Genomic DNA, 12,066 nt, shown 5'->3' with positions numbered 1-12,066 from the left:
CACGCGCCCGGCGTGGGGACGGTCAGATGACCGGGTAGCTGGTCAGGCTCCAGGCGGCGCGGGTGGTGTAGCCGGCCTTGCTGCCGGTGATTCGCACCCGCATCCGGTGACCCTTGTCCGCGCTCGTGTTGGTGTAGGCGTTGCGGGTGGCCCCGGGGATCGCCGCGGCCGTGCCGTGGGAGTTCACCCGGTACCACTGGTAACGCAGCGTGACAGGCGATGGGCTCCAGGTGCGGGTGACGGCGATGACCTGCCTGCCCACCCGGGCGGTCCCGGTGATCGACGGAGTGGAGGACAGCGTGATGGCGCCGGGAGCCACGACGCTGGTCAGGCCACTGCAGGTGGTGCGGGCGCGGTAGCCGGAACGGCTGGCGGTGGCGCACATCCGGATGCGCTGGCCCTTGTCGGCGGGCTGCACCAGGTAGCTGGTCCCGGTGCCGATCTGGGTGGAGGCGCCCGTCGAGCTGACCCGGTACCACCGCATGGTGACGGTGGAGGCCCCTGGGGTGTAGGCGGGGCGTACCCCGGTCAGCCGCTTGCCGACGGCGGGGGTGCCCAGTGCCTGGGTGGGGCCCGAGGGCACCAGCTGCGGTGCAGGTGCCGGAGTACTGGGGGCCGGGGTGGTGGGTGCTGGGGCGCTGGTGGACGGGGCCGGGGTGGTGGGTGCAGTCCCGCTGAAGCCGGCCCACAGCAGGCGGTTCGGGGTGTCGTGGGCGACATTGCCGATCACATTGCTGGTGGCATTGGAGACCAGGAAGCTCGACACCTGCGGCGGGGTCCAGGTGGGGTGCGCCTGCAGGACCAGGGCGGCCGCGCCCGCGACGAAGGGGGCGGACATGGAGGTGCCGGACTTCAGCCCGATCCCACCGTCATGGGTGGCCGAGGCGATGTTGTAACCGGGAGCGAGCAGGTCCACCGAGGAGCCGTAGCTGGAGAAGTCCGTCATCAGGTCCGCGTTGTTGGTGGCTCCCACGGTCAGGGCATTCGCGACGCGACCCGGGTACTCTTCACCCGCGCTCATCGACTCGTTGCCCGCGGCGATGACCACGGTGATGCCGTCCGCAACGGCGCGTTCGACAGCCGCATCCACCTGGCCGGCCGTGGCGGACCCGGAGGCGGGGTGGGCGATGGAGAGGTTCGCGACGGCCGGGGTGCCGGCCCGGTGATGGTTGACCATCCAGTTGATGCCGTCGATCAGCTGTTGGTCGCCGCCCGCGAAGCCGCAGCCCAGCACCTTGACGGGGACGACGCTGGCTTGGCGGGCCACGCCGTGGTCCTCTCCGGCCGCGATGCCCGCGACGTGGGTGCCGTGGTCCGCGCAGTCGCCGGTGCCGTCGGAGTCGTCGACGGTGCTGAAGCCGCTGCGCACGCGTCCGCCGAACTCCGGGTGGGTTCCCTCGACGCCCGTGTCGACGACGTAGATGGTGACGCCGGCCCCGGTCAGGTTCTGGTTGTACTGGCCGTTGAGGCCGGTGCGCTGGTCGATCCGGTCCAGACCCCACTGCCCCTCGTCGGTCAGGGTGGTGGCTGTGGCCGTGATGGACGATGCGCCGAGCAGGGTGAGGGTGGCCAGACCGGAGGCGTGCGGCATGGGGTCCTTCGGGTGCGTGCGGTGGCGTGGGGTACCCGGGCGTCCGGCCGCCGAGGGGAGCGTAGATGTGGCGCCACGCGGCTGCCGAACCGCCAACAGCATCGTCTCAGGTTTGCGCCCCGGGAGCCGGGCGGTGAGCATTGACCCATGCTGACGCCCGTTCAGGTCCGTGACCTGCGTTCCGCCTTCACCGCTGCGAACTACACGATCGACGAGGTGATCGACCGGATCGGTGAGGCCGGTCAGGAGGGTCTGGGGCGCAATTCGACCATCCCGGCGCTGGACGTACTGGGGGAGGCAACGGACCCGCAGGCGACTTTGGTGAAGCTGTGGCCGCTGCAGCAGGAGGTGCCGCTGGCCGCCGCCCGCGCCGCCTTGTCCGCGTCCCCCGAGCTCTTCGACGTCCTCGTCGACGCCGACATCCTGGCCGTCGACGGTGACGTCGTCCGTGCCCTGGTGGACATCCGGCCCTACGGCTCCGCCGACGACGGCGCGAGCCCGTCGGGCCCTGCTCCAGAGTCGCGGGCCAGTGGCTGGATCGTCAGCGACCTCACCCCGGGGCTGGACCAGGTGACCACCCGCACCCGCCCCGACTACGTGCTGGGTGTCTCCCCGGCCTCCACCTCGCTGGCCCAGATGACGATGCGCACCGCGGTGGACAGCGCCCTGGACCTGGGCACCGGCTGCGGCGTGCAGAGCCTGCACCTGGCCCGTCACGCAGACCGTGTGGTGGCCACCGACATCAACCCGCGGGCCCTGGAACTGGCGGCGCTCACCGCCGCCCTGAACGACGTCGACGTGGACATCCGCGACGGCAGCCTCTACGAGCCGGTGGCCGGCGAGAGGTTCGACCTGATCGTCACCAACCCGCCCTATGTGATGAGCCCGCCCACCACCGAGGATGAGCGGCTGGTCTACCGGGAGGGAAGCTTCGCCGGTGACGGGCTGGTGGAGGCCGTCGTCAAGGGCGCGCCCGAGCACCTCAACCCGGGCGGCTCGCTGCAGGTGCTGTGCAACTGGGCGATCCTGGAGGGACAGCCGTGGACCGAGCGCGTCGCCGGCTGGGCCGAGGACTCGGGCTGCGACGTGTGGGTGGTGGAGCGTGAACGGCTCGACATCTACAACTACATCGAGGTCTGGCTGACCGACGCCGGCCTGGCCGGAAGCCCGGAGTGGAAGCCCCGCTACCGCGAGTGGATCGACTACTTCAAGCAGCTGGGGATCGTCGGCGTCGGGATGGGTTGGATCACCCTGACCCGCGCCGAACGCACCACCCCCGACGTGCAGGTGGAGAGCTGGCCGCACGCCATCGCGCAGCCCGTCGGCGCCGCCCTGGCCGAGCACCAGGCCTGCGTCACCAATTCCCTGATGAGCGACGACGAACTGCTGGCCCACCACTGGAAGCTCGCCAGCCACGTCACCCAGGAGACCTTGGGCGATGCGGGAGCTGAGGACCCGCAGCACATCGTGCTGCGCAGCGCGTCGGGCCTTCGTCGGGCCACGGAGGTGGACACGGTCCTGGGTGGTGTCCTGGGCGCCTGCGACGGGGAGCTCTCCCTGGGCCAGATCACCGACGCGATCGCCGTCCTGCTGGAGGCCGACGCGTCGGCGGTGCGGGCCGAGGTCTTGCCGAAGCTTCGTCAGGCCCTGCGGGACGGGATGCTCGTCGCCCCGTGACCCAAAACTGAGAGCCAGGATGGGGGTTGGCTCGTTCCAATTTCATCCCGCCCTCGTCTGGGCTCTCAGTTTTGCCTCCAGCCCCAGCCCCTCCTCACCCGGCGGGCTGGACCGGGGCGGGCATGTGGATACCATGTGCCCACGGACCGCGCTACGCGTATGTTTGGTGCGCCCCCTCCCAATCCATTCAATCGATGAGGTCTTCTGAGATGCCAACCACTTCCCGCCGGCTCGTGATCGTCGAGTCACCCAACAAGGTGGCCAAGATCAAGAGCTATCTGGGTGACGGGTATGTGGTGGACTCCTCGGTCGGCCACGTCCGGGACCTGCCCAAGGGCGCCAGCGACGTGCCCGCCAAGTACAAGGGCGAGAAGTGGGCGCGCACCGGCATCAACGTCGACAACGACTTCGAGCCCATCTACGTGGTGCAGGCAGACAAGAAGTCGGTGATGAAGAAGCTCAAGGACGAGCTGAAGGATGCCGACGAACTGTTGCTGGCCACCGACGGTGACCGCGAGGGCGAGGCCATCGCGTGGCACCTGATGCAGGAGCTCAAGCCGAAGGTGCCCGTCAAGCGCCTGGTCTTCAACGAGATCACCAAGCAGGCCATCACCGCGGCACTCGAGAACACCCGTGACCTGGACCTCGATCTGGTGGACGCCCAGGAGGCCCGTCGCATCCTGGACCGCCTCTACGGCTACGAGGTCAGCCCCGTGCTGTGGAAGAAGGTCATGCCGCGGCTGTCGGCCGGCCGCGTGCAGTCGGTGGCCACTCGTCTGGTGGTGGACCGCGAACGTGAGCGGATGGCCTTCCGCAGCGCCTCCTACTGGGACCTCGAGGCGATCCTCGACGCCGGTGCCGAGGCCGATCCCCGCAACTTCAGCGCCCGGCTGGCCACGCTCGACGGCCAGCGGGTGGCCGCGGGCCGCGACTTCGACGCCAAGGGCGTGCTGACCAGCAAGAACACCGTCGCCCTCGACGAACTGGCCGCCAATGCCGTGGCCGGTGGCCTGGCCAGCGCGAAGTTCACCGTCGCATCGGTTGAGTCGCGGCCCTACACCCGCAAGCCCTACGCCCCCTTCCGCACCACGACGATGCAGCAGGAGGCCGGCCGCAAGCTCGGCATGAGCGCGCAGACCGCGATGAGCGTGGCGCAGCGCCTCTACGAGGGCGGCTTCATCACCTACATGCGTACGGACTCGGTGCAGCTGTCGAGCCAGGCCATCAATGCCGCCCGCAGCCAGGCCGAGCAGCTCTTCGGCAAGCAGTACGTGCCCGACAAGCCGCGTCACTACACCTCCAAGGTGAAGAATGCTCAGGAGGCGCACGAGGCGATCCGTCCCGCCGGCGAGAGCTTCCGCACCCCGGCGCAGACCGGCCTGACGGGCGAGCAGTTCCGGCTCTACGAGCTGATCTGGATGCGCACCATCGCGTCACAGATGAAGGACGCCGAGGGTCAGTCGATGACGGTGAAGTTCGACGCCGTCCCCACCAGCCCGATCGCCATCGACGGCGGCACCAGCGGCCTCTCCGAGGTGAAGGGCGCGGGCTTCGTGTCCAGCGGCCGCACCATCACCTTCCACGGCTTCATGAAGGCCTACGTCGAGGGCAATGACGACGAGGACCAGAAGAGCGACGACGCGCAGGCCAAGCTGCCGCGCCTGGCCGAGAAGCAGGTGCTGGAGGCGGCGAAGCTGAATGCCGCCGGGCACGCCACCAAGCCGCCGTCGCGCTACACCGAGCCGTCGCTGGTGGCGAAGCTGGAAGAGCTCGAGATCGGGCGGCCGTCCACCTACGCGTCGATCCTGCGCACCATCACGGCCCGTGACTACGTGTACAAGAAGGGTTCGGCGCTGGTTCCCACCTGGCTGGCCTTCGCGGTCACGAGGCTGCTGGAGGAGCACTTCCCGAAGCTGGTGGATTACCAGTTCACCGCTGCCATGGAGGGTGACCTCGACGAGGTGGCCAAGGGCAACCTGAAGCGGCTGCACGTGCTCAACGAGTTCTACTACGGGCAGCGTTCCGGCCGTCCTGATGCTTCGGGGAACGAGGCCGGCGAGCTGGCACCCGACGGCCGCGAGGGCCTGTACCAGCTGGTCAACCAGCTGGGCGACATCGACGCCCGCGGACTGTCCACCTTCCCGATCGGTGACCTGGACGACGGCATCAATGTGCGCGTCGGCCGTTACGGCACCTATGTGGAGGACGAGGAGGGTCGCCGCGCGAATGTGGCCGATGACCTGCCGCCCGACGAGCTGACCGCTGAGCTTGCCAAGGAACTGCTGGCCAATCCCGTCGGCGAGGAGCGCGAGCTGGGTCTGGACCCCGAGACCCACACCATGATCGTCGCCAAGAACGGCCGCTTCGGGCCCTACGTGACCGAGGTGCTGGGCGAGGACGTCCCCAAGACCGGCAAGAATGCCGTCAAGCCGCGCACCGGCAGCCTGTTCAAGTCCATGAGCCTCGAGGACGTCACCCTGGAACAGGCACTGAGGTTGATGAGCCTGCCCCGCGTGGTGGGCACCGACGAGGAGGGCGTCGAGATCACCGCGCAGAACGGCCGCTACGGCCCGTACCTGAAGAAGGGCACGGACTCGCGCAGCCTGACCACCGAGGACCAGATCTTCGACATCACGCTGGAGGAGGCGCTGGCCATCTACGCCCAGCCCAAGCAGCGTGGCCGCGCCGCCGCCAAGCCGCCGCTCAAGGAGCTGGGCAATGACCCGGTCAGCGGCACTCCCGTCGTGGTCAAGGACGGCCGCTTCGGCGCCTATGTGACCGACGGCGAGTACAACGCGACGCTGCGCCGCGACGACTCGGTGGAGGAGATCACCCTGGAGCGCGCCGCGGAACTGCTGGCGGAGAAGCGCGCCAAGGGACCGGCCAAGAAGACGACGCGCAAGAAGACGGCCGCCAAGAAGACCGCGGCCAAGAAGACGACCGCGGCCAAGACCACCGCGGCCAAGACCACCACGAAGAAGACCACCACGAAGAAGACCACCGCGAAGAAGGCCGCTCCCGCCGCGGAGTGACCCCGTCGGCCGAGCTTGTCGAGGCCACCAGCCGAGGCACCAGAGGAGAGACATGGCCAAGAAGCAGCGCAGCCTGCGTTTCGAGATGCCCTTCGCCATGACCGATCCCGTCCTGGTCAACCCGGAGGTGGGGATCACGCATGCCAGTCGTCGGGGCTCCAAGCATTCCTTCACCACGGACACGACGCTGCTGGACAGCCCGGACCACCGGTTGCTGCGCGCGGGCATCGTGCTGGCGCACCGGGTGACCAATGGGCTGGGCGAATGGTACCTCGATGCGCCCGGATGGGGGCCGTGGCTGCCGTCCGACCGGGCCGAGCCGCTGGGAGCCGCCGGTGACCTGTCGGAGGAGTTCGCCAGTCTGGTGCGTCCCTTCCGGCGTAGCGCAGCCCTGGGGCCGGTGGCGGCCATCAGCAATCGTCGCGTCGAGTGGAACCTGCTGGGTAACGACGGCGTGACCCTGGCCCGGGTGCGTGACGAGCAGCTGGAGCTGCGCCGCGGCGGCCTGGTCACGGCCCGTTTCCGCGAGATCACCGTCCTTCCCCGGCAGGAGATGGCCCGCCCCCAGATCGACCATGTCGTGGAGGCCCTGCTGGCCTCCGGCGGCGCGCAGGTGGAGCGTTTTCCGGTGCTGGTGGAACGGATCGGCGCTCCGGCCACCGGCCTTACCGACTTCCGGGGCCCCTTCACTCGCGGCGACGACATGTCGCTGGAGGGTTTCGTGAGCTGGCTGTTCGCTCGTCGGCTCGACGCCGTGATGCGGGCGGACCTGACCCTGCGCAGCGGGCAGAGCGATGACATGGACCTGCTGCGCCACGAGCTCGCGGAGTACCGCGGTGAGGTGCGCAGCCTGGCCTTCGCTCTGGAACCCGCCTGGCGTGAATTGCTGGAGCACGAGCTGGACCTGGTGCTGAACGGCCTCGCGTCGCGCACCGTGCACCAACTGGGCGACGAGTACTTCGACGTGCTCGACTCACTGGTGATGGGCGCCCGGGCCCCGAAGCTGGGCAACCTGTCGCAGCAGCGGGCGCTGACGGTGCTGCGTCAGCAGGCCACCTCCGTCGCTTCCATCCTGTTCGACCGGGCCCGGTCGCTGACCATGACCTCCCACGAGGACCGGTGGCAGGGCACCCTGGCCGCGGCGCAGCAGATGACCACGCTGGCGCACACCAACCGGGTACTCTTCGGCAAGCAGGCCAAGAGGCTGGAGGAGTCCCTCGGCGAGGTGGTGGAGCAGCTGCGGTTGGCGCAGATGCCGCCCGGCGTCGGGGAACCCTCGGTGGACCTGGAGTGGGATCCGGTGACGGCCTTCCAGGAGGGGCGGCGCTACGAGCGGCGCCGCCAGGAGTGCACCACCGCGCGTCGCGCCTTCATTGAGCAGTGGTCCGAGCACGAGCGCAGGATGCGCAAGGTGCAGCAGAAGGCCGAGAAGCTGGCCGACGAGCGTCGTCGTGGCAAGGGGAGCAAGCGGTGAGCGGGCTCTTCATCGTCTTCGAGGGCGGGGACTCCGCCGGCAAGTCCACCCAGGTGCGGCAGTTGGCCGGCTGGTTGAAGCGCCAGCAGGTTCCCTTCCTGGTCACCCACGAGCCCGGAGACTCGTGGCTGGGTGGCGAGATCCGACGGCTGGTGCTCAATCCCGATTCGGGTGACATCTCCTCCCGCGCCGAGTGCCTGCTCTACATCGCCGACAAGGCGCAGCACGTCGTGGAGGTGGTCAAGCCCGCGCTGGAACGGGGCGAGGTGGTGGTCTGCGACCGCTACGTCGACTCGACGATCGCCTACCAGGCGGCCGGGCGTTCGCTGCCCGCCGATGACGTGGAGACCATTGCCCGGTGGGCGACGCAGAGCCTGCGTCCGGACCTCACGGTGCTGTTGGACGTGGACCCGAGCCAGGCGGTGAACCGGATTGCGGACAAGGACCGGATCGAGAGCGCGGGGGAGGACTTCCACCGACGGGTGCGGCAGGGCTTCCTGGAGCTGGCCGAACGTGATCCGGACCACTACCTGGTGATCCCCGCGCGGGACACCGTGGACTCCATCGCCCGCCGGGTCCGGCACCGCGTGCAGGAGCTGATGACCGCTCGGGCGATGGATCCGTCGGCCGAGCCGGATTCTTCGTCGGCCGAGCCTGTCGAGGCCCCCTCGACGAGCTCGGGGAACGAGGAAAAGTCAGAGGCATCGGGCAGACTCGACCCGTGACCCAGACCACGCCAGACCTGTGGAGTGAACTCGTCGGCCAGAACCGCGCCGTCGAGGTGCTCAAGCGCGCCGTCGCCGGCGATGCCCATGCCATGACCCACGCCTGGTTGGTGACCGGGCCGCCCGGTTCCGGGAGGTCCAATGCCGCGCGGGCCTTCGCGGCGGCGCTGCAGTGCCCCCGGGGCGGCTGCGGCCAGTGCAATGAGTGCCGGACCTCCCTGTCCGGGGCACATCCCGACGTGACGCTGGTGCGCACGGAGATGCTGAGCATCGGCGTCGACGAGGTGCGTGACCTGGTGCGCCGTGCGGCGATGAGCCCGACGATGGGCCGCCACCAGGTGATCGTCGTCGAGGACGCGGACCGGGTGACCGACCGCGGCGGCGATGCCCTGCTGAAGGCCATCGAGGAACCGGCGCCGAAGACGGTGTGGATCCTGTGCGCCCCCACCGCCGATGACGTCGTGGTCACCATCCGGTCCCGCTGCCGCCGGCTGTCCCTGTCCACGCCCAGCGATGCGGCCGTCGCGGAACTCCTGCAGTGGCGCGACGGGGTGGACCCGGCCCTGGCGGCCCACGCCGCGCGGGCCGCGCAGGGGCACATCGGCCGGGCCAGGGCGCTGGCCCGCAACGAGGAGGCCCGCAACCGTCGGCACGAGGTGTTGATGATCCCGGGGCGGCTGAGCAGTGTCGGAGCCTGCCTGACGGCCGCCGACAACCTGGTGAAGGCGGCTGCCGAGGAGGCGACGAAGGCCACGGCCGAGACCGACTCCGCCGAGCGTGCCAAGCTGGAGGAGGCCCTGGGTTTCGGTACCAAGGGCGCGCGCCCGCGCAATGCCAATGCCGCGCTGAAGGAGCTGGAGGAGCAGCAGAAGGCCCGCGCCAAGCGCATCCAGCGCGATGCCCTGGACCGGGTGCTGACGGAGCTGACCACCTTCTACCGCGACGTGCTGGCGCTGCAGACCGGGGCGATCTCCGCACCGATGCCCGCCCAGGCACTGCACTCCGGGGTGCCGGCCGACGGCGGGCCGCACCTGATCAACGGGGAGATCCGCAACCAGTTGGAGCGGGCTTCCCGGGGTTCCACCCCGGAGCAGACCCTGCGCCGCATCGACGCGATCATCCAGTGCCGGGAGGCCCTGGAGACCAATGTGGCGCCGCTGCTGGCCATGGAAGCGCTGCTGCTGAGCGTCGCGGACTGACCGCCTCGGCCGCCGATTCCCGGTGGTCGATTCCCGGTGGTCGAGCCAGTTGGTGCCCAGAGGTACGTCGCGCCACTTCCCGCGCCTGGGGCCGCTCCGCCCACGGGCAGAACCACCCCGGCGCGTGTCGCTGAGCTGGGCAGGTGGTCAAATGAGAAACTGAGTGGGAATGTGCCGCACCCTTCATGGGTGTACTTCCCCAACTGAAGGACCCGCCGTGAGCAACAACACCCACCGTACTGGCTCCACCGAGGCCACCCAGATCCTTGACAGCGACGTCCTGCGCGAGGCCAATGCCGCCGCCGCGGAGGCCGAGACCGACGACTGGGCCAACCAGCGCGCCCAGGACCGTGCCGCCCGTGACCGCGCCCTGGGCAAGGTGCCCACCTCGAGCGCCCCGGACCCGGTGCTGCCCGCCGTCCACAAGCCCACCACCGAGAAGTTCTTCCCCTCCCTCGGTCTCTTCCTGCTGCGCCTGGTGACGGCCGGCATCATGGGCGTTCACGGCTTCCAGAAGCTGACCGACATCACCGGCACCGAGGGCTTCATGAGCTCCCTGGGCCTGCCGAGCCCGTACTACATGGCGTGGGGCATCGGTATCGCCGAGCTCCTGGCTGCCGTCGCCCTGGTCTTCGGCCTGCTGACGCGCGTCGCGGGCCTCGGCATTGCCGCGCTGGCCATCGGGGCCCTGGCGATGGTGCAGTGGGGCGCCGGCAATCCCTTCCAGTCCGGCAAGGCCGGCTTCGTCGGGGAGCTGGAGGTGCTGCTGGCCGCGGTTGGCCTGACTCTGCTCTTCGTCGGCCCCGGCCGGTGGAGCATCGACGGCCAGATCCGCGCCAACCGTCGCAAGAACAAGGCGCGTTACTGAGCCTCACCCGCTGACTTCTTCGGGAGCCCCGCATCACACGGTGCGGGGCTCCTGTCATGTTCTGGTCCGGGCAGGCCGCTCGGGTTTGTGGATCCCGCTCGTGCTGCAACACACGCGGATCTCGGGAACCCGAGCGGATCGGGGGAACTGCCTCACGGGCGAGGGCGAAGTGTTCACCTGTCAGTCACCGGATCTCGTGGCGTGCTTCACTTCCACCGCATTTCATGTGGGGCAGACCCCACTGGACCCCCGCCTGGAGGACGTGCCGTGCCCGCCAAGATTGCGGGCACGCCCGTCAAGGGCCTGATGGCGGGCACCGCCATCACCGGCGTCATCCACTCCTCGTCGGCCACCATCGGCATCGTGATGGGCCTGGGCGCCTCCGGCGTGCTGCCGTGGCAGACGGCCATCGCCTTCGCGATCGGCGCGGACCTGGGCACCACCATCACCTCCTGGATCGCCTCACTGAACCTGTCCAAGAACGCCAAGCGCACCGCCTACGCGCACATCGCCTTCAACTTCATCGGCGTGCTCGTGGTGCTGACGCTCTTCTTCCCCGCCATCCGGGTGCTGTCCTGGGGTCTTGGGCTGTTCAACATTGATCCGGGCCGCGCCGTGATGGTGGACGGGCAGCCCACCTTCCCGATGGTCCCCGTCGCCGTGGGCGTCTTCTCCATCGTCTTCAACATCTTCAACGTGATGATCCTGTTCCCCTTCGTCGGCACCTTCGAGCGGGTGCTGTCCAAGGTGGGGGCGGAGCACGACGACGTCGAGGACTTCTCCACGCCCCGCTTCCTGGACCGCGCGGTCATCGACCAGCCGGACAAGGCCATTCCCGCGGTGCAGCAGGAGATCCAGCGGCAGCTGGTGGCGGGCTCGGTCTTCGTGGACATCGCGCGGGGCAAGGATGACGCCCCGAAGGTGCTCGGGGAGCATGCCGAGGCGGCGGACTCCCTGTCCCGGGAGATCCGCGCCTACTCCGCCCACCTGTTCGCCGACGGACAGAGCCGGGAGCAGTCGGACATGGTGGCCAGCCTGATCGAGGAGGTGGACTTCACCACCAGCCTCAACGAGCAGCTGCACCAGATTGCCCGCCGCGTCACCCGGGAGGAGTTCAGCCCCGCCAGCCAGGTCTTCTGGACCGAGGCGCTGGAACGGCTGGAGACCCGCCTGGCGGACATCACCACCGCTGTGGCGCCGGCCACCGAGGTGCCGGCGGACAAGCGCGCGGAGACAACGATCGAGGACCTGCGCTGGCGGATCATCGACACCGCCTCGCTGCCCGCCGGGGAGAAGGGCGCATTGGTGGCGCTGCTCGGTTCGGTGGAGCGGGCGGAGACCCTGATCGCGCGGATCGAGCAGGAGCGCGCCTCGGTTGACCGGGGCATCGCCGTGATGGAGCAGGCCCCGGCTGAGGCCTGACCACAGTCCGTCCCTGCGAGAGTTGCGCGAAGAGCAGGCTCAGGGCCCCGTCACGGCGGACTTACCGCGTGGCGGGGC

General features: G+C 69.5%; 7 protein-coding genes and 1 pseudogene. 7 read left to right on the top strand and 1 reads right to left on the bottom strand.

The features are described 5' to 3' along the window. Positions 1-22: 22 nt before the first annotated feature. The gene (locus EDD41_RS07765; RefSeq protein WP_170165282.1) at positions 23-1,591 is read right to left on the bottom strand and encodes a S8 family serine peptidase; all 1,569 of its coding nucleotides are present in this window, start codon (positions 1,589-1,591) and stop codon (positions 23-25) included. Positions 1,592-1,738: 147 nt separating this feature from the next. Here EDD41_RS07765 and EDD41_RS07760 point away from each other — a divergent pair, with 147 nt between their 5' ends. The 7 genes and pseudogenes from EDD41_RS07760 (at position 1,739) to EDD41_RS07730 (ending at position 11,988) form a co-directional block, all read left to right on the top strand. After that, positions 1,739-3,268, top strand: coding sequence for a methyltransferase (locus EDD41_RS07760; protein ID WP_123575500.1), 1,530 nt, complete (start codon positions 1,739-1,741; stop codon positions 3,266-3,268). 209 nt (positions 3,269-3,477) lie between these two features. After that, positions 3,478-6,300, top strand: a complete 2,823-nt coding sequence (topA, locus tag EDD41_RS07755) for a type I DNA topoisomerase (protein ID WP_123575499.1) — start codon at positions 3,478-3,480, stop codon at positions 6,298-6,300. Positions 6,301-6,352: 52 nt separating this feature from the next. After that, a complete protein-coding gene (locus tag EDD41_RS07750) occupies positions 6,353-7,774 on the top strand; it encodes a CYTH domain-containing protein (RefSeq protein ID WP_094763315.1) in 1,422 nt (473 codons plus the stop codon). Further along, positions 7,771-8,376: pseudogene (tmk, locus tag EDD41_RS07745) on the top strand (dTMP kinase); the annotation flags it as partial. The gene EDD41_RS07750 and the pseudogene tmk, both read left to right, overlap by 4 nt. 119 nt (positions 8,377-8,495) lie before the next feature. Next, positions 8,496-9,698: a DNA polymerase III subunit delta' gene (locus EDD41_RS07740; RefSeq protein ID WP_123575497.1), complete on the top strand. Its 1,203-nt coding sequence runs from the start codon at positions 8,496-8,498 to the stop codon at positions 9,696-9,698. Positions 9,699-9,915: 217 nt separating this feature from the next. Then, positions 9,916-10,566 carry a DoxX family protein gene (locus tag EDD41_RS07735; protein ID WP_170165281.1) on the top strand — a complete coding sequence of 217 codons (651 nt, stop codon included), beginning with the start codon at positions 9,916-9,918 and terminating at the stop codon, positions 10,564-10,566. A 267-nt stretch (positions 10,567-10,833) separates the two neighbouring features. Further along, positions 10,834-11,988, top strand: a complete 1,155-nt coding sequence (locus tag EDD41_RS07730; protein WP_123575495.1) for a Na/Pi symporter — start codon at positions 10,834-10,836, stop codon at positions 11,986-11,988. Positions 11,989-12,066: the final 78 nt, after the last annotated feature.

It is taken from the genome of Luteococcus japonicus, from assembly GCF_003752415.1.
GTDB classification, from domain to species: Bacteria; Actinomycetota; Actinomycetes; order Propionibacteriales; family Propionibacteriaceae; genus Luteococcus; species Luteococcus japonicus.
Note: the sequence above shows the minus strand (reverse complement) of the source record. Positions and strands in the feature narration are given on the sequence as shown.

Excerpts from the sequence above, each read along its gene's own strand:
- topA (WP_123575499.1), top strand. The coding sequence starts at position 3,478 with ATGCCAACCACTTCCCGCCGGCTCGTGATCGTCGAGTCACCCAACAAG.
- EDD41_RS07750 (WP_094763315.1), top strand. The coding sequence starts at position 6,353 with ATGGCCAAGAAGCAGCGCAGCCTGCGTTTCGAGATGCCCTTCGCCATG.
- EDD41_RS07765 (WP_170165282.1), bottom strand. The coding sequence starts at position 1,591 with ATGCCGCACGCCTCCGGTCTGGCCACCCTCACCCTGCTCGGCGCATCG.
- EDD41_RS07760 (WP_123575500.1), top strand. The coding sequence starts at position 1,739 with ATGCTGACGCCCGTTCAGGTCCGTGACCTGCGTTCCGCCTTCACCGCT.